Below are 24,290 nucleotides of genomic sequence, written 5' to 3'. Positions count from 1 at the left end.
AAGCTCCTCGGCTCCGGTCCTAGGGCCCACATTGCAATCGCAGACTGATGCACCCCTTCCACTCTGACAACTGCAACAAGGTGGCGCGCAGACACCGCGTGAGAGGTATCGGACATGGACAAACGTTTCGGGACGGCGGCCTGCTGGCTGCTCGTCATTCCCTACATAGGCTTGCTTTGGGTCCCCTTCTACAACAGCCACGATCCGGTGCTGTTGGGTTTCCCCTTCTTCTACTGGTATCAGCTGGCCTGGGTGCCGATCACCGCCTTCCTGACCTGGATCGCCTATCGGAGCATGCGCCATGATGACTGATATCGATCCGACAGCTCTTGCCGTCTTCATCTTCTTCCTGGCCCTCGTGACCGTCATGGGCTTTGTCGCTGCCCGCTGGCGCCGACCGAAGACCCTTGCCCATATTGATGAATGGGGTCTTGGCGGCCGCACCTTCGGCACCTGGATCACCTGGTTCCTCGTCGGCGGCGACTTTTACACCGCCTATACGGTCATCGCAGTTCCAGCCCTGGTCTACACTGTCGGTGCCTATGGCTTCTTCGCGCTGCCCTATACGATCGTCGTCTACCCGTTCGTCTTCATGGTCATGCCGCTTCTCTGGAGGCGGGCGAAGGACCACGGCTATGTCACGGCAGGCGATGTCGTCCACGGGCAATATGGCTCGCGGGCGCTGGAACTGGCGGTCGCTCTGACGGGCGTCATCGCCACCATGCCCTACATTGCCCTGCAGCTCGTCGGCATGACGGCGGTGTTCAAGGCGCTCGGACTTCATGGCGAATTGCCGCTTGCCGTCGCCTTCATCATCCTGGCGCTCTATACCTATTCGGCTGGCCTTCGCGCCCCGGCGCTGATCGCCTTCGTCAAGGACATCATGATTTATATCGTGGTGATCGCGGCGATTGCGCTCATTCCAGCCAAGCTCGGCGGTTATGCCAATGTCTTTGCGGCCGCCGATGCGGATTTCAAGGCCAAGGGCGCGGGCAGCCTCCTGCTCGGTGGCAACCAGTACGTCGCCTACGCGACTTTGGCGCTCGGCTCCGCGTTGGCGGCCTTCATGTATCCGCATACGCTGACCGGCATCTTCGCCTCCAACAGCGGCAATACCATCCGCAAGAATGCGGTGCTGCTGCCGGCCTATACGCTGCTGCTCGGTCTCCTGGCACTGCTCGGCTATATGGGCCATGCCGCGCAACTGAAGCTGGATAGCCCGAACGATGTCGTTCCGGCGCTATTCCAGACGCTGTTCTCGAGCTGGTTTGCAGGTTTCGCCTTCGCGGCCATCGCCATCGGCGCGCTCGTTCCCGCGGCCGTGATGAGCATTGGCGCTGCCAATCTCTTCACCCGCAACTTCTGGAAGGCCTATGTCGATCCGCAGGTTTCCGATGCCGGCGAGGCAAAGGTTGCCAAGATGACCTCGCTCGTCGTCAAGATCGGCGCACTTCTGGTCATCATTTTCCTGCCGACGCAATTCGCGCTCGATCTCCAGCTGCTCGGCGGCATCTGGATTCTGCAGACGCTGCCGGCCCTGGTCTTCGGCCTCTACACCAAGTGGTTCCGTGCGCCGGCTCTGCTTGTCGGCTGGTTCGTCGGCTTCTTTGGCGGCACCTATCTGGTCTGGGATGCCGGCTGGAAGCCGCTGCATATGGTCCCCCTCGGCGAAGCGGGTTTCACTGTCTACACCGGACTGCTGGCGCTTCTTGCCAATATCGTCGTGGCGATGATCGTCAATGCGGTGATGCCGGCGCGGGCAGAAGCAAGGGCCTGATCCGAACAATGCCCATATGGCCGCGGATGGAAACGTTCGCGGCCATTCTCTATGCCGGCTGCGTTGTTTCCTCTTCCTTTCCTTGGAAAAAACGCCTATGAACCGGCGACCATGACCCAATTTCGGCTGAGCCTATCGATACGAATTATTGGCCCGGCCTTCCGCGCGCTCTAAGCTGCCGGAAGGTCCGGGTTTTTGGCGTCTCGTTCAAGAGGCGCTTTCCGCCGCCGAAAAATCCCCATATGGCTGCGCCAGTTCAGGCGCAAGACGCCCGAGACACCGAGGCAATTGTCACGACTATGACCGATACCGCTGAAAAGATGGATTACTCCAAGACCCTTTACCTGCCGGAAACCGATTTTCCGATGCGCGCCGGGCTGCCGCAGAAGGAGCCGGAACTGGTGAAGCGCTGGGAGGAGATGAACCTTTATAAGAAGCTGCGCGCTTCCGCCGCCGGCCGCGAAAAGTTCGTGCTGCATGACGGCCCGCCCTACGCCAATGGCCATATCCACATCGGCCATGCGCTCAACAAGATCCTCAAGGACGTCATCACCCGCTCGTTTCAGATGCGCGGCTATGACAGCAACTACGTTCCCGGCTGGGATTGCCACGGTCTGCCGATCGAATGGAAGATCGAGGAAAAGTACCGTGAGAAGGGCAAGAACAAGGACGAAGTTCCGGTGAACGAGTTTCGCCAGGAGTGCCGCGACTTCGCTGCCGGCTGGATCAAGATCCAGTCCGAGGAGTTCAAGCGTTTGGGCATTACGGGCGATTTCGACAATCCCTATCTCACCATGAACTTCCATGCGGAATCCCGCATCGCCGGCGAGCTTCTGAAGATTGCCCGTACCGGTCAGCTTTATCGCGGCTCCAAGCCGGTCATGTGGTCGGTGGTCGAGCGCACGGCGCTTGCCGAAGCCGAAGTCGAATATGCCGATGTCGAGAGTGACACGATCTGGGTGAAGTTCCCGGTGGCTGAAGGCCCGGCGCATCTCGCCGGTGCCTTCGTCGTCATCTGGACGACCACTCCCTGGACGATCCCCGGTAATCGCGCGATCGCATACTCCTCGCGCGTGTCCTATGGCCTCTATGAGGTCACGGAAGCCGCCAATGATTTCGGTCCGCGTCCCGGCGAGAAGCTGATCTTTGCCGACAAGCTCGCCGAGGAATCCTTCGCCAAGGCAAAGCTGCAATACAAGCGACTGGCGGATGTGACCGCTGCCGATCTGGCCGCAGTCACCTGCGCGCACCCGCTTGTCTCACTCGGTTATGGCTTCAAGGTGCCGCTGCTCGATGGCGATCACGTCACCGATGATGCCGGTACGGGCTTCGTGCACACCGCACCCAGCCACGGCCGCGAGGACTTTGATGCCTGGATGTCGCATGCACGCGATCTCGAAAAGCGTGGCATCTCCTCCGCCATCCCGTTCCCGGTCGATGACGCGGGCTTCTACACCGCCGATGCCCCCGGCTTCGAAGGCGGCCGCGTCATGGACGACAACGGCAAGAAGGGCAATGCCAACGATCTCGTCATCAAGGCGCTGATCGAGACGAACACGCTGTTTGCGCGCGGCAGGCTGAAGCATTCCTATCCGCATTCCTGGCGGTCGAAAAAGCCGGTCATTTTCCGCAACACGCCGCAGTGGTTCGTCTATATGGACAAGGACTTCGCTGACGGTTCGACGCTGCGTTCGCGCGCCTTGAAGGCGATCGACGACACCCGCTTCGTGCCGGCTGCCGGCCAGAACCGCCTGCGCGCCATGATCGAACAGCGCCCGGATTGGGTGTTGTCGCGCCAGCGCGCCTGGGGCGTGCCGATCGCGATCTTCGTCGACGAGCAGGGCAACATCCTGCAGGATGACGGCGTGAATGCCCGTATCCTCGAGGCTTTCGAGCAGGAAGGCGCCGATGCCTGGTTCGCGGAAGGCGCGCGCGAGCGCTTCCTTGGCGAGAAGGCCAACGAGCCCTGGACGCAGGTCATGGACATCCTCGACGTATGGTTCGATTCCGGTTCGACCCACACCTTCACGCTGGAAGACCGCCCGGACCTGAAGTGGCCTGCGGATGTCTATCTCGAAGGCTCCGACCAGCATCGCGGCTGGTTCCACTCGTCGCTGCTCGAAAGTGCCGCGACCCGCGGCCGTGCGCCTTACGATACGGTCGTCACGCATGGCTTCACCATGGACGAACAGGGCCGCAAACAGTCGAAGTCGCTCGGCAACGTCGTTGCCCCGCAGGACGTGATGAAGGACGCTGGCGCCGATATCCTGCGCCTCTGGGTCATGACCACGGACTACTGGGAAGATCAGCGCCTTGGCAAGGCTATCATCCAGACCAATGTCGATGCCTATCGCAAGCTGCGCAACACCATCCGCTGGATGCTCGGCACGCTGGCGCACGATAAGGGCGAAGTGATCGCCTATGCCGACATGCCGGAGCTTGAGCAGCTGATGCTGCACCGTCTCGCCGAGCTCGACGAGCTGGTGCGCGAAAGCTACGACGCCTTCGACTTCAAGCGCATCGCCCGCGCCTTGATCGATTTCGCCAATGTCGAGCTGTCGGCCTTCTACTTCGACGTCCGCAAGGATGCGCTCTACTGTGATGCGCCGTCGAGCCTGCGCCGCCGCGCCGCTCTCGCCGTTATCCGCACGATCTTCGACTGCATGGTGACCTGGCTGGCGCCGATGCTGCCCTTCACCACGGAAGAGGCTTGGCTCTCGCGCAATCCGTCGGCGGTTTCCGTTCATCTCGAGCAGTTCGTCACCGTTCCGGCCGAATGGAAGAACGAGGCGCTGGCCGAAAAGTGGAGGAAGATCCGCGCTGTGCGCAGCGTCGTCACTGGCGCGCTGGAAATCGAGCGCAAGGACAAGCGCATCGGCTCCTCGCTGGAGGCTGCCCCGGTGGTCTACGTTGCCGACCCCGAGCTGCTGAAGGTGCTCGAAGGCCAGGACTTCTCGGAAATCTGCATCACCTCCGGCATCACCGTGTTGGGTGAAGAGGGGCCTGCGGATGCCTTCCGTCTCGACGACGCCGCGAAGGTCAGCGTCGTGCCCAAGCTTGCCGAAGGCCGCAAATGCGCCCGTTCGTGGCGCATCACCACGGATGTCGGCTCGGATCCGGAATACCCGGATGTCTCGGCGCGCGATGCGGCGGCACTGCGCGAGCTGATGGCTGTCAACTGAAGAAAGTTGCCGGATGAATTGCCTTTGCGGCATTCATCCGGTAAAAGCTGCCTGAAAATGGCCTGAATTTTACGGCAGTTGCCGTTGAATGGGGTCCTATTGCGTTTATTCCGGCATGGCTGGGAAGGGTTTTCATGAGAGCGATGCATAAGGTTCGTGTCGGCGTCAGCTTGGCGGCACTTGTGGTTGGCTGCGGCGCCATGTCCGGTTGCCTTAGCAGCCCGACTTACGGCACCGACAAGACGGCCGGCGTCCAGCTCCTCGATGACCTCGGCGATATCGCCTCCGTTTCTGCCGCAACGCCGAAAGACAAGGGTGTAAAATACCCGAACAGACCAGGCCTGGTTATTGGTGGCGACAAGAACACCCTGACTCAGCCGCAGCAGTCGCTGGCCAGCAAGGACAACCCGGCCTGGCTGGAATCGCCGGAAGATGCCCGCAAGCGCCTTGCCGCAGAAGCCGACGAGAAGAAGAACGACGTCAACTATCGCTCGCCGCTGGCTCAGGCCGACAGCGCCAAGAACCATCTGAGCGAAGCGCAGCAGACGGCTGCCTATCGCGCTGCCCGTCAGGACCAGGCCGGCACCTATATCGATCAGCGTCGCTATCTGATCGACCCGCCGCAGCAATATCGCCAGGTATCCGATCAGGCTGCTTTGAACGATCTCGGCACGCCCGAGTCGAAGAAGGAAAAGAAGCGCAAGAAGGATGCCGAGGCTGCGCAGCAGACCAACAACAGCAGCTGGTGGAAGCCTTTCCAGTAAAAAGATTTCAAGGCGGCGGCAGCTGCATAATCCTTGAATCGGAATCGATTTAAGGGAAGATTATGCAGAATTTTAAAGTGTTACAGCGCCGCTTTTCAGTCTTCGGAGCGTTTCGCTTGGAAGAAAGCTCTGAGGATGTCGGCGGATGCGGTTTCGCCGAGGCCGGAATAGACCTCCGGCGCATGGTGACAGGTTGGTTGACGATAGAAGCGCACGCCATTGTCGACACCGCCGCCCTTCGGATCTTCGGCACCATAATAGAGACGGCGGATGCGCGCGAACGAAATGGCGGCGGCGCACATGGTGCAGGGTTCCAGCGTCACATAGAGATCGGCGCCCGCAAGACGTTCCTGGCCCAGTTCCTCGCAGGCCAGGCGGATGGCGACGATTTCGGCATGGGCGGTGACGTCATTGAACTCGCGAGTGCGGTTGCCGGCCGCCGCGATGACCTTGTTGTCGAGCACGACGACGGCGCCGATCGGCACTTCGCCACGTTCTCCAGCGCGGCGCGCTTCGACCAAAGCAAGCTCCATGAATTGATTTGTAGCCGCCATTCAAGTTTTTCCACTTAACCGCAAGGGCGTGACCTGATAGGAACACGCGTTAAAAATTCAGGCAAACAACAAATGACGATGAATGACAAGCCCAAGCGGCCTGGGTCTAAACCCTTTGCTGGCGACAAGAAGACGGTAAAACGGGATGGCGCGAAGCCTGCGAAGGTAGCAGCCGTCAAAGCTGCGGAAGCGACCGCGGTCGAGGATGGAAAGGCCGAGCGCATTTCCAAGGTGATGGCGCGCGCCGGCGTAGCGTCTCGCCGCGATATCGAGCGCATGATCCTGGATGGCCGCGTCAAGCTCAACGGCGTGCTCCTCGATACGCCCGTGGTCAATGTGACGCTCGCCGACAAGATCGAGGTCGACGGCGTGCCGATCCGTGGCATCGAGCGCACCCGCCTGTGGCTCTATCACAAGCCGGCAGGCCTGGTGACCACCAATGCCGATCCGGAAGGGCGTCCGACCGTTTTCGACAACCTGCCGGACGAGCTGCCGCGCGTCATGTCGATCGGCCGTCTCGACATCAACACCGAAGGTTTGCTGCTGCTGACCAATGACGGCGGCCTTGCCCGTGTTCTGGAATTGCCGACCACCGGCTGGCTGCGCCGCTATCGCGTGCGCGCCCATGGCGAGATCGATCAGGAAGCGCTCGACAAGCTGAAGGAGGGCATTGCCGTCGATGGCGTGCTTTACGGCTCGATCGACGCAACGCTCGACCGCACGCAGGGGTCCAACGTCTGGATCACCATGGGCCTGCGCGAAGGCAAGAACCGCGAAATCAAGAACGTGCTCGGCGCGCTCGGCCTCGAGGTCAATCGCCTGATCCGCATCTCCTATGGCCCGTTCCAGCTCGGCGAGTTGCCGGAAGGCCATGTGCTCGAGGTGCGCGGCCGCACGCTGCGCGATCAGCTCGGTCCGCGCCTAGTCGAAGATGCCAAGGCGAATTTCGATGCGCCGCTCTATAACGCCCCGGCCGTGGCCGAGCCGGAAGAGGCGGATGCTGGGAAGCCGGCTCGCACGGCCAAGGAAGAGCGCCCGCGTCGCGAGCGTCCCGAGGATAAGCGCGAGCGCGCCTTGAGCCGTCTGGACACCAAGCGCGATGCCAAGCGTGATGATCGCCGCGAAGGCGGCCACAAGGACGACGACCGGGCGAAGCGCCAGCCGCTCGGCCCGCGCCGCAGCGCCAACGTCTGGATGGCGCCAGGCGCCCGCCCGCTCGGTGAAAAGGCGGCAGCGAAGGCCGCCAAGAATGCAAAGACCGCCTTCCGCCGTGGCGAGATTGAACGCCCACAGCGCAGCGGCTTCGACCGTGCGGATGAAGGCCCGCGCGTCCGCATCAATCGCGTCGACGAAGGCGATGGCGAATGGATTCGTTCGAGCGAGGAAGCGCCGCGCAGGTCGCGTGGCGACGACGAGGGCTTTGATCGCAAGCGCTCGCGCGGCGATCGCCCCCAGGGTGATCGTCCCGCCCGTGGGGAACGACCGTTTGGTGATCGTCCCCGCGGCGATCGGGCGTTTGGCGATCGTCCGCGCGGCGAACGCAGTTCTCGGTCGGAGAGTGGTGACCGTCCTCGTGCGAAGTCCTTCCAGGGTGAAGCCCGCTCCGAACGGTCCTTCGGAGATCGACCTGCGCGCGGCGACCGACCTTTCGGCGACAAGCCTCGTGGCGACCGGTGTCCGCGTGCCGAGGGAGACGAGCGTCCGCGCAACAAGTCTTTCGGCGGTGAACAGCGCTCCGAACGCCCCCGCGGCGATCGCCCGTTTGGTGATCGTCCGCCCCGTGGTGACCGACCCTTCGGCGATCGGCCGGCCGGCAAGCCCTTCGGCAAGAAGCCTGGCGGCAAATCCTTTGGCGGTAAGCCGGGCGGAAAGCCCGGTGGCTCGCGTGGCTTTGGCGGCAAGCCGGGTGGCGCAGGTCGCCCATCCGGCGGTCCGCGCGGCGGTTCCGGTCGGGGTGGCCCCGGCAGGGGCGGCCCCAAGGGCGGCAGGGGCTGACGCGCGGTGAGGATCGTCGGCGGTGAGTTTCGCGGTCGCTCGCTTGCAACGCCGAAGTCGAACGATATTCGTCCGACGGCGGATCGCACGCGCGAAAGCCTGTTCAACATCCTGAACCACGCCTATCCCGAGGCCATCGATGGCACGCGGATGATGGACGTTTTTGCCGGCACCGGCGCCGTCGGGCTGGAGGCAGCCTCGCGGGGCTGCCGTCACGTGCTCTTCGTGGAAAGCAGCGTCGAGGGCAGGGGCCTTCTCTGGGAGAACATCGATGCGCTCGGCCTGCATGGCCGCACGCGCATGCTGCGTCGTGATGCGACGGACCTCGGCAGCGTCGGCAATCTCGAACCCTTCGATTTTCTCTTCGCCGACCCGCCATACGGCAAGGGGCTGGGCGAGAAGGCTTTCGCGGCCGCTGCCGCCGGTGGCTGGCTGGTACCGGGCGCTCTGGCGATCCTCGAGGAGCGCGCCGATGTCACAGTTGCCGCGCCGTCTGATTTCCTGTTTCTGGAGGAGCGAATCTTCGGCGACAGCAAGATGCATTTCTTCCGTTACCAGCCGCTGGCGGCCTGACGGAGGAAGGAGAACACTATGGGCGATTATGCTGATTTCGTCGGCAGCGACTATCCGCTCGCCGCCTCCGGCACGCCGAGCGTCGCAGTCGCCTTCGGCTGCGGCGGTGCGCGCGGTCTCGCCCATATTCATATCATAGAGGCGCTGGACGAACTCGGCATTCGCCCCGTCGCCATAGCAGGCTCCTCCATCGGTTCGATTATGGGCGCGGCCATGGCCGTCGGCATGAGCGGTGCTGAGATCCGCGATTATACCCTGGCAACCGTCGGTAATCGCCCGGCCGTTCTCAACAAGATCTGGAGCCTGCGGCCGGTCAGCATGCGCAGCATCCGCTTCGGTCAATTCAATCTCGAACGCATTCTGCGCACCTTCCTGCCGCCGGCCATCCCGGAAAGCTTTTCCGAGCTGCATATCCCGCTGAAGGTGGTCACGACCGATTATTACGACCAGGCGGAGGTCGTCATCGAGAAGGGCGAACTCTTCCCCGTGCTCGCCGCTTCTGCGGCCATTCCCGCCGTATTCATGCCGGTTAAGCTCGGAGATCGCGTGATGATCGATGGCGGTATCATGAATCCGGTTCCTTATGAACATCTGGCCGGTCTTGCCGATATCATCATCGGCATCGACGTCGTCGGCGGGCCGGAAGGCAGTGGCCGACAGGTTCCGAACCGTATCGAGAGCCTGTTCGGTGCCGGCCAGCTCACCATGCAGTCCAATATTGCCCTGAAGCTGCGCCTGCAAGCACCTCAAATCTTCCTGCGCCCCGCTGTCGGCCGCACCGGCGTCCTCGATTTCCTGAAGGCGCGCGACATTCTCGCCATGTCGGCCGGCATCAAGGACGAGCTGAAATTCGCGCTCGACCGGGTGATGACCGCGAAGAATTAGTATCCGCCAGTAAGCCGCTGGCTGTGTTTCGCCAGGATTATGCAAACGAAGCGACTAAACCCGCTCCGGCTCTTCTTGTGGCAATGCCACCAGATCGTCGGCGTCGCTGTAAGTGTCGGCGGCACGCTTCGGCTTGACCAGCGGTTCGGGCTTGACCGGGCGCGAATAGAGCATGTCTGTCCCGGCCTGCAGGCCCTCGCTCACCTGTAGTACGAGCCTTTGCTCGTCGCGCTTGCGGATATCCTCGCCGATTTCATAGGCCTCGGCTTCGCTGACGCCAAGTGCTTCCAGGGTGCGGCGGCCGAAGAGCAGGCCGGATTCCAGCGTCTCGCGCAGCTCATAATCCACGCCCTTGTGACGCAGTTCGATCGAGTGAATACGATCATAAGAGCGGACGAAAAGGCGCGCATGCGGATAGTCCGTCTGCACAAGTTCGACGATCTTGTCCGTCACCTCGCGCAGATGCGTGCTGACGACGACGATCTTGGCGCGCTCAATGCCGGCCGAGCGCAGCACGTCCTTGCGTGTGCCGTCGCCGAAATAGATCCGGAAGCCGAAACTCGATGCCTGGCGGATGCGGTCGGCGGAGAAATCGATCACGGTCACGTCGCGGCCGCTGGCAAGCAGGATCTGTGCGGCAATCTGGCCGAAACGCGAAAAGCCGATCATCAGCACATCGGAACCGGCGCCCTCGAAATCCTCGTCCAGTTCTTCCTGCGTATCGCCCTTCACCAACCGTTTCGCCAGCGCGGAACTGAGCGGTGTCAGCGCCATCGACAGCGTCACGATGGCGATCAGCATCGATGCCGTGTTCGCCGAGAAAAGATTGCCGCTGGCGCTGGCCGCGCTGAAGAGCACGAAACCGAATTCGCCGCCTTGCGGCAGCAGCCCCGCGATGCGGACGGCATCATTGTGCGGCGAGCCTGCGACCCGGCAGAGCGCATAGATCACGACCGCCTTGATGACCATCATTACCGGGACGGCGAGCACGATCATCACCCAGTTGTCGAGGATGACGTCGAGTTTCAGCGATAGGCCGACTGCGATGAAGAAAATGGCGAGCAATACGCCGCGGAAGGGCTCGATATCCGCTTCCAGCTCATGCCGATAGGAGGATTCCGCCAGCATCACGCCGGAGAGAAAGGCTCCCATCGCCATGGAGAGGCCGGCGAGCTGCATCAGCGTTGCCGATCCCATGACGACGAACAGGGCTGCGGCAATCATCGCCTCGCGCGCGCCGGTGCGTGCGATCACCTGAAACAGCGGCGTCAACAGGTAACGGCCGGCGATGATCATCGCTGCGACGGCGCCGATGGCAATGGCGAGACTTGGCAGTGGATTGGCGGTTTCCTGCGCGCCATCGAGAACGGTGATCAGCGCCAGCAGCGGCACGATGGCAAGATCCTGCAGCAGCAGCATCGAGAAGGATCGTTGGCCGTATTTCGTGTTGACGTCGCCCTGCTGTTCGAGGATCTGCATCGCGAACGCCGTCGAGGAAAGCGCCAGGCCGAAGCCGATGATAATGCTGCCCTTCCAGCCGGCAATGCCGCCGAAATAGGCGGCCACCATCAGCGCAAGTCCACTGAGAACCACCTGTGCCGTGCCGAGACCGAAAATATCGCGCCGCATCTGCCAGAGGCGTGACGGCTTCAGTTCCAGGCCGATGATGAAGAGCAGGAAGACGACGCCGAGTTCGGCCACGGCCAGCACGGCTTCGCTGTCGCTGATGCTGTGGAGAATCGGCCCGATCACAACGCCGGCGGCGAGATAGCCGAGCACGGTGCCAAGCCCCAGTTTCTTGAAGATAGGCGCCGTGACGACGGCGCCGCCGAGCAGCAGCAGGGTTTCAGTGAAAAGCGTATTGGGGGCGGACATCGTCTGTTTCTTTCCGTGGGGCAGGCGGTGTTGCGACGCTTGGTCATGATAAACAACCATGCGTGAAGGGATTAGAACAAGAATCGGCTTTGCCGCCCTTGATGCTTTATGTAGTGCACAATAAATGGAACGCGAAGGAAAGGCCAAGTCATGACCTCTGAAATCGATTCCGCCACTCTGCTTTCCCGTGCCAGCCAGTTGATCGACCTCGCCCGGAAAGCCGGTGCGGATGCCGCCGATGCCGTCGTGGTGCGGTCGAGGGCCCATTCCGTCAGCGTCCGTCTCGGCAAGGTCGAAGGCACGGAATCCTCCGAGAGCGACGACTTCTCGCTGAGGGTCTTCGTCGGCAATCGCGTGGCGAGCGTTTCGGCCAATCCCGGCTTCGATCTCAACGCTCTTGCCGAACGCGCGGTCGCCATGGCCAAGGTTTCTCCGGAAGATCCCTTTGCCTGCCTCGCTGACGAAGCGGATCTCGCCAAGAGCTATCCCGATCTCGAACTGTTCGATCCGACCGAGGTCTCCACGGAGCAGCTGCGCGAAGCGGCCCTTGCGACAGAAGCTGCGGCACTCGCTGTTCCTGGCGTCACCAATTCTTCCGGTGCCGGCGCTTCGGCCGGCATGGGCGGCCTCGTGCTCGTCACCTCACATGGTTTTGCCGGCCACTATATGGGCTCGCGCTTCGGGCGCTCCGTCAGCGTCATTGCCGGCGAAGGCACCGGCATGGAGCGCGACTATGATTTCGACAGCCGCCTCTATTTCGCCGATCTCGATGCGGCCGAAGAGATCGGCCGCCGCGCCGGCGAACGAGTCGTCAAACGGCTCAATCCGCGCCAGGTTCCGACGGGCAAGAACGTCACCGTCGTTTTCGACCCGCGCGTCGCCCGCGGCTTCGTCGGCCATATTGCCGGCGCGATCAATGGCGCTTCCGTCGCCCGCAAGACCAGCTTCCTGCGCGACAAGATGGGCCAGCAGGTGCTGAAATCGGGCCTCTCGATCACGGACGATCCGCTGATCGTGCGTGGCCCATCCTCGCGCCCCTTCGACGGCGAGGGCGTATCGGGCAAGCGGCTCGTCATGATCGAGGACGGCGTGCTGCAGTCCTGGTTCCTGTCCACGGCAACCGCGCGGGAAATCGGCGGCGGACTGAAGACCAACGGCCGCGGCGTGCGCGGCGGTACGTCCGTATCACCCGCGTCCACCAACCTGGCGCTGGAGCCGGGCGATATTTCGCCGGAGGACCTGATCCGCAACGTCGGAACCGGCTTCTATGTTACCGAGTTGATCGGCCAGGGCGTCAACATGATAACAGGCGAGTACAGCCGCGGCGCCACCGGTTTCTGGATCGAGAACGGCGAATTGACCTTCCCGGTTTCAGAGGTGACGATCGCCTCCAACCTGAAGGACATGTTCATGCGCGTGACGCCGGCAAACGACATCGACCGCGATTTCGGCATCGCTGCTCCGACGCTTGCCATTGAGGGCATAACGCTGGCAGGCCGCTGAGAAACGAGCGGAGATTGGAATTAATCAATGATCGATAGCAAGGCCGGCCAATTGAGCGACGTGAACCTGATCGTGGGTGCCGCGCTCGAGGCGGGCAAGATCGCTCTCGGTTTCTTCCGGCAATCGCCAGAGGTCTGGTGGAAGAACAACGGCCAGTCCCCGGTCAGTGCTGCCGATTTTGCGGCGAACGAAAGCCTTGCCGTCACATTGCGCTCGGCGCGCCCGGACTACGGCTGGCTTTCCGAGGAAACCGACGACGATGCCGAGCGTCTAAAGCACGAGACCGTCTTCGTCGTCGACCCCATCGACGGCACCAGGGGATTTCTTGCGGGCCTGGATCTTTGGTGCGTTAGCGTCGCCGTCGTCACCGATGGGCGGCCTGTGGCGGGCGTGCTCTACGCGCCGGCGCTCGACGAGCTTTTCGTGGCGACGGCTGGTGGGGAGGCCCTGAAGAACGGCAAGCCGATCCGCGTGTCTCAGAGAGTCGGTGATGACATCCATCGGCTGGCGACCGGCGAGGATATGCTGAAGGGCGTCGATCCGGATTTCCGCAAGACGGTCGAGCGGGTGAAGCACGTGCCGTCGCTCGCCTATCGCCTCGCGATGGTGGCGGACGGGCGCCTCGAAGGAACGATCGTCAAGCGCAACTCGCATGACTGGGATCTGGCCGCCGCCGATCTCATTCTGGAGCGGGCCGGCGGCGCGCTCGTGGACTTTTCGGGCAATACCCTCAGCTACAATCGCGCCGAAGTATCGCATGACGAGCTTTGCGGCGCATCGGCAGCGCAATTACCGGAGTTTCTTCGTCAACTATCGAACCGACGAGACGGTTGACCTTTCCGTCAAAATCCCGCAGATGAAGGACGGAGGGGGACGACAGTAGAAAGAGACGAAAATGACTGATACCAGCGGCAAAAAGCAGCTCCTGCACCTTGTCTTCGGCGGTGAATTGGAAAACCTCGAAGAGGTCCAGTTCCGCAATCTCAACGAGCTCGATATCGTCGGCATGTATCCCGACTATGCGAGCGCGCTGGTGGCATGGAAGTCCAAGGCGCAGCAGACCGTTGACAATGCCCATATGCGTTATTTCATTGTCCACCTGCATCGTTTGCTCGATCCGCAGGAAAAAGCGGCATCCTAAGCGCCTCGCACCGAATTTTGCATTTGATATCTCTATCCGGTACAGCCCCGTCGCTTTAAATCCGGTCATGAAGCAGTATCTTTGACACAATAAGAACGAAAATTCGGCTGTTTATTCGGCCGGTTGATAATCGGGATTTGGCATTGATGGTGATCAGCTGGGATAGGAGGCGAACGAAATGAGTAGCCTCAGGGCGCGTCTTGCCTTGAGCGCCTATCGCTTTGGTGGAATCGCAGTCTATCCATTCATCGGGCCTTATCTCGCGGTTCGCGCGGCCAAGGGCAAGGAAGATAGTTCCCGCAAACTGGAGCGCTCGGGCTATGCCAGCGCCAACCGCCCGCAGGGACCACTGATCTGGTTCCATGCCGCAAGCGTGGGGGAAACCTCGGCCGTCATTCCGCTCATCCGAGAAATCCGTCGTCGCGATATCCATGTCATCCTGACGACGGGCACGATCACCTCCGCCAAGGTTGCGCAGCAACGTCTTGGCGAAGAGGTCATCCATCAATACGTGCCGCTCGATCTCAAGCCCGCCATCAAGCGCTTCCTCGACTACTGGCAGCCCGATTGCGCCATTTTTGCCGAATCCGAGATCTGGCCGACGACGATCATGGAGCTTGGCCGCAAGCGAATCCCGCAGATCCTCGTCAACGCCCGCATGTCGGATCGATCCTTTGAACGCTGGAGCCGGCATCTCTCGCTTGCCGAGGCGTTGTTTGAAAATCTGGCGCTGGTCGTGGCCCAGTCCGACCTCGACGCCGAACGCTTCCGCGATCTCGGCGCTTTGCAGGTTCTGAAATCGGGCAATCTCAAAGTGGATACGGATGCGCCGTCCTATGATGCACCGACGCTCGCCAGCTACATGAAGCAAATCGGCGACCGCAAGACCTGGGCCGCGGTCTCCACTTTCGAGGGCGAGGAGGGTGCTGCAGCCTCCGTCCATTCGATGCTGAAGGAGCATAACGGCCAGCTTACCATCATCGTACCGCGCCATCCCGAGCGCAGCGACGCGATCGAGGCTATGCTCGCGGAACAGGGTCTCAAAGTGGCGCGCCGCACTCGCAACGATATCCTTTCGTCCGATGTCGATGTCTTCCTTGGCGATACCATCGGCGAGATGGGGCTTTATCTGCGGATGACCGAAGTCGCCTTCATGGGCAAGTCGCTGTTCAATGAAGGAGGCCAGAATCCGCTTGAGCCGGCCATGCTCGGTTGTGCGATCCTGACCGGCGGTCATGTCCAGAATTTCCGCGATTCCTATCAGCTGCTCGCCCGCCGCGGCAGCGCCCGCATGGTGCGCGATACCGAGATGCTGGCACGCGGCGTCCATTATTTGCTCACCAACGACACGGCACGACGCAGCATGATCGATGCCGGCTTCGCAGCCGTGCATGAAATGCGTGGTGCACTGGCAGCAACGGTGAAGGGGCTGGAGCCTTATATCAATCCGCTTTCGGTCAAGGCACGGCTGATGCCAAAGACGATGGCGAACGGATAAGAAGGGAAGGGCATGACAGCGGCCAAGCTGGGAGCGATTGCGGGCATTCTTTTTGACAAGGACGGCACGTTGCTCGACTATGACCAGAGCTGGCTGCCGGTCAATCGTGAGCTCGCACGCATCGCTGCTCAAGACGATCCTATCCTCGCCGATCACCTTCTCTCCGCCTGCGGCATGGACCCGATTTCCGGTCACATTGTGCCCGACAGCCTGCTTGCCGCCGGCAATACCAGGCAGATTTCCGAGGGCCTGGTGGCCGCCGGCTCGAAAGTGGATGTCGCGGAGCTGGTGGAAAAACTCGACGCGCTTTTTGCACATGCAGCCGATTTCTCTTCGCCCGTGACAGATCTCGCCGCCTTCTTCCGGCGCCTGCATGAGCGCGGCTACAAACTCGGCGTTGCCTCCAGCGATAATGAGCGCTCCATCCGCCAGACGGCGCGCCGCTTCGGCTTCATCGACTATGTCGATTATATCGCCGGCTACGACAGCGGCTTCGGCACCAAGCCGGAGCCGGGAATGGTACTCGGCTTTTACGCCGCGACCGGCCTTTCGCCGGCACAGGTCGCCGTCGTCGGCGACAATAATCATGATCTCCACATGGGCCGCAATGCCGGTGTGGGCCTGACCGTCGGCGTGTTGACGGGCACCGGCTCGCGCGAAACGCTGACGGCGGCATCGGACTATTGCCTCAACGACATTACCGAGCTGGAAAGCCTGCTCATGCCTGTGGCACAATCGGCCTGATCCTGGCAATGGCTTGCTTTTTCACGCAATCTGGCCTTTCTTGCCGCTTTGTCGCGGGCACAAGAATAGGGCTGGATTAGACGCATGGTATCGGAAGCCCCACCTTTCTGGTGGCGAAAGCCGGATTGGCGTGCTTGGGGGCTCTTACCCTTTTCGTTCCTGTATGGCCGTATCGCCGGGCATCGCATGGTGAATGGCAAACGGGCTTCCGTGCCGGTGCCTGTTATCTGCGTCGGTAATTTCACGGTCGGCGGCGCCGGCAAGACGCCGACGGCGCTTGCACTTGCCCAGGCCGTGAAGGCGAAGGGGCTGAAGCCTGGTTTCCTGAGCCGCGGTTATGGCGGCTCGCTCGATGTCACCACGATCGTTGATCCCTCGCACCATCATGCCACGGCTGTTGGCGACGAGCCGCTGCTGCTTGCCCGCGAGGCGCTGACGGTCATTGCCCGTCGTCGGGCCGATGGCGCGGAAAGGCTGGTGCGCGAGGGCGCCGACATCATCATCATGGATGACGGTTTCCAGAGCGCGCAGCTCGCTATCGACTATGCCCTTGTGGTGATCGATGCCGGCAGAGGTATCGGCAACGGGCACCTCGTTCCAGGCGGTCCTGTGCGCGCGCCGCTGCGCACGCAACTCCTCTTTGCATCCGGCCTGCTGAAAGTCGGCGAGGGCACTGCCGCCGATCGCGTCGTTCGCCTTGCGGCAAGGGCGGGGAAGCCCTTCTTTTCCGCAAGCGTCAGGGTGCGCGGGCAGGAGGATATGCGCGGCCGCAAGGTACTTGCCTTTGCCGGCATCGCCGATCCCGCCAAGTTCTTCCGCACAGTGGAGACGCTAGGGGCTGAGATCGCCGTCCGGCGCAGCTTCGGAGATCACGAACATCCTGGCGAAGACGACGTCTCCGACATGCTCGACATCGCCTCGCGCGAAGGGCTCGAGATCGTCACAACCTCGAAAGATTATGTCCGCCTCATTGGCCATCATGGCCGCACCGAGGAATTGCTACAGCGCTGCAGGGTAATCGAGATCGATATGGTCTTTGACGATCCGCTGGCTCCGGCCCTGATTATCGACAGGGCTGTTGCAGCCGCCAGAGAGCGTCGCCTGCGGGAAAAGCGCGGCAAACCGGCTTAAAACTAGATCAGCTGCCCAGCGGGAAATCAGCGCTTCTGATTGGGCAGTGCGCCGGCGCGTTTTTCGGCTTCGAGCGAGGTGATGACGTCGGCATAGGGCTCCTGGCGAGCAACGCTCCAGTAGCGCAGCTCGTCGAGCGCGATATGTTTGCCAGTCATGGCGCAGACGACATAGGAGCCCGGCATCAGGATCTGGAAATCGCCGTCGAGATAGCGAACTTTCGCCTCGCGGTTTCCATGTCCTTCGAAAAGATTCATCTGATGCCGTCCTTGATCTGTGTCATCTATTTGCCATACCGCACTACAGCGCCGCACGTCAAATATGACGCGCAAAGGTCGCTGTGACACTTTAAAATTACGCAGCAGACGCGACTTCTCCAGACTATTCCCCGGAAAAGTTCCTTTTGGAAATGGCTGAGGCTAGCTGCGCCCGAACAGTCGTTCGATGTCCGTAAGCTTCAACTCTATATAGGTCGGCCTGCCGTGATTGCATTGTCCGGAGCCGGGCGTGGCTTCCATCTGGCGCAAAAGCGCATTCATCTCTTCCGGGCGCAGGCGCCGGCCGGATCGCACCGAACCGTGGCAGGCCATGGTCGCGGCCACATATTCCAGCTTGGCGGCAAGGCCAGAGGCTGTTTCCCATTCGGCGATCTCGTCGGCCAACTGCCGGATCAGGCCCTGCGCATCGACTTCGCCGAGCATCGCCGGCGTCTCCCGTACGGCGACTGCGCCGGGGCCGAAGCGTTCGATCGCGAGCCCGAGTTCGCCGAGTTCTTCGGCAAATACCATCAACCGGTCGCAATCCTCTTCGGGCAGGTCGACGATCTCGGGAATGAGCAGGACTTGCGAGGGCAAGCGCTTCGAATGCAGCGCCTTACGCATGGCCTCGAACACCAGCCGCTCATGGGCGGCATGCTGATCGACTATGACAAGGCCGTTTTCCGTCTGGGCGACGATATAATTCTCATGCAGCTGGGCGCGGGCAGCACCTAGCGGAAAGCGAGCGGGTTCCTCGGCACGTGCTGATAGCAGCGGCGGGGCGACTTCGGCACGTGCAGTCGGCGTGGCAAGGCCGTCGAAGGCAGCCTGCGGTCTTTCGGCAAATCCGTAGCCTGCTGTTGCCGCGGCTTGCTCATAGGGACGAGATGGAGACGTTGTCGGCGTCCAGGGAGCCGCTGCCGGCGAGGGTCGCCAACCCTGCTGAAAGGCGGAGCGTCCGGCGGTGAAGGCGCGCAGCATGCCGTCAGCGCCGGTCGTTGCTGCGCGGTCGCCCTCCCGCGAGAGCGCTTCGCGCACAGCGCCGACGATCAGGCCGCGTACGAGACCGGGATCGCGGAAGCGCACGTCGGATTTCGCCGGATGCACGTTGACGTCGACCAGCGCCGGATCGAGCGTCAGTGAAAGGACAGCGATAGGATAGCGTCCGGCGGGGATGGTTTCGGCATAGGCGCCGCGGATCGCCGAGAGGATCAGCTTGTCCTGCACCGGCCGGCCATTGACGAAAGCATATTGATGCGCGGAGTTGCCGCGGTTGAAGGTCGGCACGCCGGCAAAACCGGTAAGGCTCACATCCTCACGCACGGCTTCGAGCGCGATAGCATTGTCCTTGAAATCGGCGCCCAGTATCTGTGCCATGCGAGCGAGATGATCATCGCCCGTCGCGGGAAATTCCAGCGTCGAGCGGTCGGTGCCCGACAGAACGAAGCGCACGCGCGGAAAGGCAATTGCCATGCGCTTGACGACTTCGGTGATCGCGGCTGCCTCCGCCTTTTCGGTCTTCAGGAATTTCAGGCGCGCCGGCGTTGCAAAGAACAGGTCGCGTACCTCGACGATCGTGCCCGGATTGGCGGCCACCGGGCGCAGATGCAGAACCTTGCCGCCTGCAACCGCGATCTCGGCGCCGCCGGCCGCACCCACTCTGCGGCTTGCGATCGAAAGCTTCGCCACCGAGCCGATGGAGGGCAAGGCCTCGCCGCGAAAACCGAGGGTGCGAATGTCTTCCAGCGTATCGGAAATCTTCGAGGTGCAGTGGCGCCGTACCGCGAGTTCGAGGTCGGTTTCCTCCATGCCCGAGCCGTTATCGGTCACCCTTAGCAGTGCCTTGCCGCCGCCAGCGGTCGCGATCTCGATGCGGGTTGCACCGGCATCGAGCGCGTTTTCGATCAGTTCCTTGGCGGCGCTCGCCGGGCGTTCGATGACTTCGCCGGCGGCGATCTGATTGATCAGGGTCTCGGAAAGTTGCTTGATGGCCATGGCTGCATTCTCGTGGATTCGCGGCGGCGAGGGAAGAGGAAAGGCGATTTTGCCGCCTTGATCCACCCGTTTACATGGCGACTTTGTTAAGAAATTTAATCAATGTTTAAGGGAATGATGACAGGTTGCGGAGACAGAACTTGAAATGACCGCAGGTGGCGCGTTTCGTGCATGCTGACGGCTCTCGATGGCAGGTTGGTGGCCATCAGTCAAAATGGAGCCAGGTGCCATCTGCTTCAAGTGCCAAGGCCAGCATGCAACTCCCATGAACTTGCCTTGCAGAGCGAATGCCGCCCTGTCGATTTGCCGTGTTGTGAAACTGGTTGAGCGTAGGAATCCGACGAATGACTGCCGAGACTGAAAAGGCAGCTTTGGCAATGATGACGGCTGATGCCCCTTTCGGCGGCAGTCTGCAGACGATGTTCTTCGATGCCTTTTGCGATGGTCTTTCCAGCGCCTTTTTCGCCTACGACAAGAACGATCTCTTGCTGTTTGCCAGCCGTCAGGTTCTGAACTTCTTCCCAATCACGCCTGATTTCCTGCAACCTTCCACGCGTCTGCGCGATTTTCTAGGCGCCGTCTTCGATACTGGAGTAGCCTATCAGCGGCATCAGACCAAAACAGCTGCGAGCCGCGACGATTGGATATCGCAGCGCATAGCCACCCATTGGCGCGAACGCTTCGAGACCACCGAGCATTTTGCCGACGACCGCTGGGTGCGCGTCCTTAACCGACGGCTATCTTCGGGTATCGGTTTCTGCATTATTTCCGATGTTTCCGAAGCCAGGAAACGCGAAGAGCAATGGCGCGTCGACATGGAGCGCGTGCAGCTGACCGAGGATATTCTCGACAATCTGCCCTTTCCGGTTTTCGTCAAGGACCAGAACCTCGTCTACGTCGCAGTCAACCGGGCGTTCTGCGACAAGTACCAGACGGCGGCTGACGAAGTGCGCGGTCGCAAGAGCATCGATATATTTTCCACCGACCTTGCCAATCGCTTCTATGAGAGCGATCGGCATGTGATCGAGACCGGTGAAATGTCGATCTCGCGGCAGCGCCAGATCGCCCGCGACGGTGTCGAGCGCGACATCGTCACCCGCAAGCAGCGCATCGGCAAGCCGGGCCGCTATTTCCTGGTCTGCACCATGCAGGACCTGCCCAAGGATGGCGGCGACTTCGACGAGTTCGCGCTCGCGTCGAGCATTCGGGAAAACGGCGATCGCTCCTATCGCCGCGCCTATGTTCCGATGGTCGCGCTGCAGACCATTTCGCGCCGTCCGGCGGCGATGGAGACCTTCGTTCCGGAGAATTTCAGCGGCCGCAAGGTGCTCGTCGTCACGCCGGATTTCGCTGCCGAAACGGCGGCTCTGAAGACGCTCGAGAAATACGGCTTCGAAGCCTGCGTCGTACACAACGAGAACGAAGAGGCGGCATTTCTGGACGTGGCAAGCGCGCATGGCGTCAAGATCGATCTGGTCATCGTCGACAACCAGCTCGGCAAGCGCGGAATTGAGCTGGCCGAGCGGCAGAACCTAGCCGCGTTGTCGCTGAACGGATCGCAGCTGGCAACCGAGCTTGCCTTCCTGATCGCGCGCCATTTCAATCGCAACATCCGTGGCGAGCCTGGCGAGAGCATAGAGCCGGGGCTCGCGCCCGAATGGCGGCGTGCGACCGGCGAGGAGCGCCGGGCGCAGATTCTGGTCGCTGAGGACAATGATATCAACCAGATCGTCTTCTCGCAGATCCTCGAGGGTTTGGGATACAGCTATGTGATCGCCGCAAGTGGTGACGAGGCGGTGCGCCTGTGGCAGGAGCATCGTCCGGAACTGATCCTGATGGACATTTCGCTGCCGGGACTGAACGGCTTTGAATCCACCCGGCTGATCCGCGGCGCGGAAAAGGGTACCGGCTCCCATACGCCGATCATCGGTGTTCTGACGCAGGCTTTCGAGCGCGACCGCAAGGAGTGCGCCGATGTCGGCATGGACGACGTCATCCTGAAACCGGTTAGTCCCGATATCATCGAAACGGTATTTCAGAAGCATATGCGCGGTGCCCTGAAGGCGCAAAATAGATAAATGTTACAATGATATCACCCCCGACGGCAACTTATCGCCGACGCCGAATGACTGTCGTCTTGGCATCCTTTGTTAAGACTTCCTCGGCATGCTCTTCACCCGGGTGGAGAAAAGGCCGGAACCAAATATGAAATCGACTGAGATGCTGCCGGGGCCAGTCAATCAGCAGCCGCAGGCAACCGCTTATACCGATCCGCTCACCGGGTTGGGCAATCGCCATCGCATGCGCGAGCGTGCGCGCGCGCTTTCGCTTGAGCGTGCCGGCGATCCCGCACCCTTTACGATCGGCATCGTCAATCTCGATGCCTTCAAGCCGATCAATGACCTGTTCGGCGTCGACGCGGGCGATGAGATCCTCTGCCAGGTTGCTCATCGTCTGAAGGCCTGCATACCCGACGGCGCACTGGTGACGCGTCACGACGGCGATGAATTCGCCTTTGTACTGCCGCTTGTCTTCGAACGCGTCGGCGCCGAGAAATTCGGGCAGATGATCCGCGAAGTGCTGTCGGCGCCCTATGATCTCGGCGATCGCAATGTCCGCCTTTCCGCATCCTTCGGCTTTGCCATTCATCCTTTCGCCGGAGAAGAATTCGACGATCTCCTGAAAAATGCGGATACGGCGCTCTATCGCTCCAAGCGTCGCGGCCGCGGCCAGATCACCGTCTATTCCAGAGAGATTGCGCAGGAGATGAAGCGTGCGACGCAGCTGGAGCAGGCGCTGCGCAACGCCATCATTTCCGACTTCATCGATGTGCATTTCCAGCCGATCGTCTCGCTTGCCAACAACATGGTTCTCGGTTTCGAGGCCCTGGCGCGTTGGAACGATCCGGATCTCGGCTTTGTCTCACCGGCTGTCTTCGTGCCGCTTGCCGAGGAACGAGGCTTTATCGATGCGCTATCCGAGACGCTGCTGCGAAAAGCGGCGGAGGCGGCGCTCTCGTGGCCGCGCGAACTGTTTCTGTCCTTCAATCTCTCCTCGGCGCAGCTGATGGATCCCGGCACCAGCAGCAGCATTCTCGCCATCCTGACACGCGCCGGTCTGGACCCGCACCGCCTCGAACTTGAAATCACGGAAACGGCGGTCATGAGCTCGGCCGATACCGCCCATCGCATCATCGCCGATCTTCGAGCGGTCGGCGTGCGCATCTCTCTCGATGATTTCGGCACCGGTCAGTCCAGCCTTGGACGCTTGCGCGAATTCATTTTCGACAAGGTCAAGATCGATCGGGCCTTCGTCTCGCGCATGAATTCGGACAGGGCCTCCGAGCACATTATCAAGGCTGTTCTTGCCATGTGCGAAGGGCTTGACCTGCGTGTGGTCGCGGAAGGTATCGAGGACCATGCTGAAGCGGCGAAGCTGAAGGCACTGGGCTGCGCCATGGGGCAGGGCTACTATTTTGGAAAGCCGGTCGATAGCGCTGCGACGCTTCGCTACCTGCAGACCCATTATTTCGATCTCAGCCACGAACGCGAAATTGCCTAATCCCAAAAAGTAGGGTGAAAGATGGTCAAAGAAAGCGGCGGCCCATAAGGCCGCCGCTTCCGTATTTCGTCCAACCTTTGTCGATAGTTACTTGTTGGTGGTCGACGAAGTCGTGGTGTTGTCGGTGGCCGGCATTGTCGACGTACCGGACGATTGTGCCGCCTTTTCGGAAGCCTGCATCGACAGGGTCTTGAATTCTGGGGCAGCCTTCAGCGAGTCGGCCGTTTCGGTCGTCGTGAGCTTGACGGTGCCGTCCTGCGGATTCTGCGTGGCGTTGATCTTGTCGAACGGTACGGCGACGTTTTTCTGGCCGAGGCCAAGGAAACCGCCGACGCCGACGACCGCGGCGATAACACCGCCCTGCTTCTGCAGGATCAGGTCGTTGATGCTGCCGATGCTTTCATTCTGGCCGTTATAGACAGACTGGCCCATATAGGTCCTGGCACTGATCTGATCGGCCGACTGCGTGGTCATGTAGCCGCCGGCCTGTTCGGCGCCTGGCGACGGTGCGGGTGCCTGAGCCTTGGTTTGCGGCGTCGGGTTATTCGGCTTTGTGGCATCCGGTGTCGCCGGGGCGGATTGCGTCATTGGCGCATTGTTGCCGGTATTGCCGGCTCCCCCGTTCGACGGTTGTTGCGCTTGAGCGAACGCCATCGGCGAAAGTACCGAGGCCGTGGCGAAGATTGCGCCTGCAGCGACAGAAGTGAAGAGTTTCCCAGTCATCGTGAACCTACCTTTCATTCCGATGGGCATGCTTTATCGGGCGCGCATGCTGACCAGCGCGGTGAAACCTCCGTTTGCCGGCCTTCATCGTACCGGTCATAAGGGCAAATGGATTAGTGAGGTTTTGGTTCC

General features: G+C 61.4%; 20 protein-coding genes. 15 read left to right on the top strand and 5 right to left on the bottom strand.

Annotation, left to right across the window (positions count from 1 at the left end; translation table 11 throughout):
- Positions 1–114 precede the first annotated feature (114 nt).
- The 4 genes from GDN47_RS14670 (at position 115) to GDN47_RS14655 (ending at position 5,723) form a co-directional block, all read left to right on the top strand.
- Positions 115–312, top strand: a complete 198-nt coding sequence (locus GDN47_RS14670) for a DUF3311 domain-containing protein (RefSeq protein WP_068391887.1) — start codon at positions 115–117, stop codon at positions 310–312.
- Positions 302–1,777 (top strand): monocarboxylate uptake permease MctP, encoded by a 1,476-nt coding sequence (gene mctP, locus GDN47_RS14665; RefSeq protein ID WP_152093657.1) that lies wholly within the window; start codon positions 302–304, stop codon positions 1,775–1,777. The genes GDN47_RS14670 and mctP overlap by 11 nt, the downstream gene beginning before the upstream one ends.
- A 299-nt stretch (positions 1,778–2,076) precedes the next feature.
- Entirely contained in the window at positions 2,077–4,959 is a 2,883-nt protein-coding gene (gene ileS, locus GDN47_RS14660; RefSeq protein WP_152093876.1) for an isoleucine--tRNA ligase, read from the top strand.
- 134 nt (positions 4,960–5,093) lie between these two features.
- Positions 5,094–5,723 carry a hypothetical protein gene (locus GDN47_RS14655; protein ID WP_113330954.1) on the top strand — a complete coding sequence of 210 codons (630 nt, stop codon included), beginning with the start codon at positions 5,094–5,096 and terminating at the stop codon, positions 5,721–5,723.
- A gap of 95 nt (positions 5,724–5,818) precedes the next feature.
- Here GDN47_RS14655 and GDN47_RS14650 read toward each other — a convergent pair whose 3' ends face one another.
- Positions 5,819–6,277 carry a nucleoside deaminase gene (locus GDN47_RS14650; protein ID WP_113421452.1) on the bottom strand — a complete coding sequence of 153 codons (459 nt, stop codon included), beginning with the start codon at positions 6,275–6,277 and terminating at the stop codon, positions 5,819–5,821.
- A gap of 72 nt (positions 6,278–6,349) precedes the next feature.
- Here GDN47_RS14650 and GDN47_RS14645 point away from each other — a divergent pair, with 72 nt between their 5' ends.
- Genes GDN47_RS14645 through GDN47_RS14635 form a run of 3 tightly spaced genes read left to right on the top strand, consistent with a single transcriptional unit; the run spans position 6,350 to position 9,730 of the window.
- Positions 6,350–8,272, top strand: a complete 1,923-nt coding sequence (locus GDN47_RS14645) for a pseudouridine synthase (protein WP_152093656.1) — start codon at positions 6,350–6,352, stop codon at positions 8,270–8,272.
- Positions 8,273–8,278: 6 nt separating this feature from the next.
- Positions 8,279–8,845, top strand: coding sequence for a 16S rRNA (guanine(966)-N(2))-methyltransferase RsmD (rsmD, locus tag GDN47_RS14640; protein WP_113330957.1), 567 nt, complete (start codon positions 8,279–8,281; stop codon positions 8,843–8,845).
- An 18-nt stretch (positions 8,846–8,863) separates the two neighbouring features.
- Positions 8,864–9,730, top strand: a complete 867-nt coding sequence (locus GDN47_RS14635) for a patatin-like phospholipase family protein (protein ID WP_113330958.1) — start codon at positions 8,864–8,866, stop codon at positions 9,728–9,730.
- 54 nt (positions 9,731–9,784) lie between these two features.
- Here the strand turns inward: GDN47_RS14635 and GDN47_RS14630 are convergent, their stop codons facing one another.
- Positions 9,785–11,605: a monovalent cation:proton antiporter-2 (CPA2) family protein gene (locus tag GDN47_RS14630; protein ID WP_152093655.1), complete on the bottom strand. Its 1,821-nt coding sequence runs from the start codon at positions 11,603–11,605 to the stop codon at positions 9,785–9,787.
- 150 nt (positions 11,606–11,755) lie between these two features.
- Here GDN47_RS14630 and GDN47_RS14625 point away from each other — a divergent pair, with 150 nt between their 5' ends.
- From GDN47_RS14625 to lpxK, 6 genes are all read left to right on the top strand, one after another.
- Positions 11,756–13,108 carry a TldD/PmbA family protein gene (locus GDN47_RS14625; protein WP_113330960.1) on the top strand — a complete coding sequence of 451 codons (1,353 nt, stop codon included), beginning with the start codon at positions 11,756–11,758 and terminating at the stop codon, positions 13,106–13,108.
- 27 nt (positions 13,109–13,135) lie between these two features.
- Positions 13,136–13,942: a 3'(2'),5'-bisphosphate nucleotidase CysQ gene (locus tag GDN47_RS14620; RefSeq protein WP_152093654.1), complete on the top strand. Its 807-nt coding sequence runs from the start codon at positions 13,136–13,138 to the stop codon at positions 13,940–13,942.
- 61 nt (positions 13,943–14,003) lie between these two features.
- Complete coding sequence (locus tag GDN47_RS14615; RefSeq protein ID WP_015338950.1) at positions 14,004–14,249, top strand: DUF4170 domain-containing protein; 246 nt, start codon at positions 14,004–14,006, stop codon at positions 14,247–14,249.
- A gap of 178 nt (positions 14,250–14,427) precedes the next feature.
- On the top strand, positions 14,428–15,747 hold the full coding sequence (gene waaA / locus GDN47_RS14610) for a lipid IV(A) 3-deoxy-D-manno-octulosonic acid transferase (protein ID WP_152093653.1): 1,320 nt from the start codon (positions 14,428–14,430) through the stop codon (positions 15,745–15,747).
- A 12-nt stretch (positions 15,748–15,759) separates the two neighbouring features.
- Positions 15,760–16,491 (top strand): HAD family hydrolase, encoded by a 732-nt coding sequence (locus tag GDN47_RS14605; protein ID WP_113330963.1) that lies wholly within the window; start codon positions 15,760–15,762, stop codon positions 16,489–16,491.
- Between the two features lie 84 nt (positions 16,492–16,575).
- Positions 16,576–17,622 (top strand): tetraacyldisaccharide 4'-kinase, encoded by a 1,047-nt coding sequence (gene lpxK, locus GDN47_RS14600; protein WP_113330964.1) that lies wholly within the window; start codon positions 16,576–16,578, stop codon positions 17,620–17,622.
- Positions 17,623–17,648: 26 nt separating this feature from the next.
- Here the strand turns inward: lpxK and GDN47_RS14595 are convergent, their stop codons facing one another.
- Together GDN47_RS14595 and mutL are read right to left on the bottom strand one after the other, a co-directional pair.
- Entirely contained in the window at positions 17,649–17,879 is a 231-nt protein-coding gene (locus GDN47_RS14595; protein ID WP_069612411.1) for a DUF2093 domain-containing protein, read from the bottom strand.
- Positions 17,880–18,041: 162 nt separating this feature from the next.
- Positions 18,042–19,874, bottom strand: a complete 1,833-nt coding sequence (gene mutL, locus GDN47_RS14590) for a DNA mismatch repair endonuclease MutL (RefSeq protein WP_152093652.1) — start codon at positions 19,872–19,874, stop codon at positions 18,042–18,044.
- Between the two features lie 344 nt (positions 19,875–20,218).
- Here mutL and GDN47_RS14585 point away from each other — a divergent pair, with 344 nt between their 5' ends.
- Complete coding sequence (locus GDN47_RS14585) at positions 20,219–21,952, top strand: response regulator (RefSeq protein WP_152093651.1); 1,734 nt, start codon at positions 20,219–20,221, stop codon at positions 21,950–21,952.
- A 127-nt stretch (positions 21,953–22,079) separates the two neighbouring features.
- On the top strand, positions 22,080–23,435 hold the full coding sequence (locus GDN47_RS14580; protein WP_152093650.1) for a putative bifunctional diguanylate cyclase/phosphodiesterase: 1,356 nt from the start codon (positions 22,080–22,082) through the stop codon (positions 23,433–23,435).
- 87 nt (positions 23,436–23,522) lie between these two features.
- On the opposite strand, the gene GDN47_RS14575 is transcribed toward GDN47_RS14580, so the two are convergent.
- On the bottom strand, positions 23,523–24,158 hold the full coding sequence (locus tag GDN47_RS14575) for a PRC-barrel domain-containing protein (RefSeq protein WP_152093649.1): 636 nt from the start codon (positions 24,156–24,158) through the stop codon (positions 23,523–23,525).
- Positions 24,159–24,290 lie beyond the last annotated feature (132 nt).

The sequence above is a fragment of the Martinezella dioscoreae genome (assembly GCF_009176305.1).
GTDB lineage: Bacteria > Pseudomonadota > Alphaproteobacteria > Rhizobiales > Rhizobiaceae > Rhizobium > Rhizobium dioscoreae.
The sequence above is the reverse complement of the archived record's forward strand: the minus strand, read 5'-3'. Positions and strand labels throughout refer to the sequence as shown.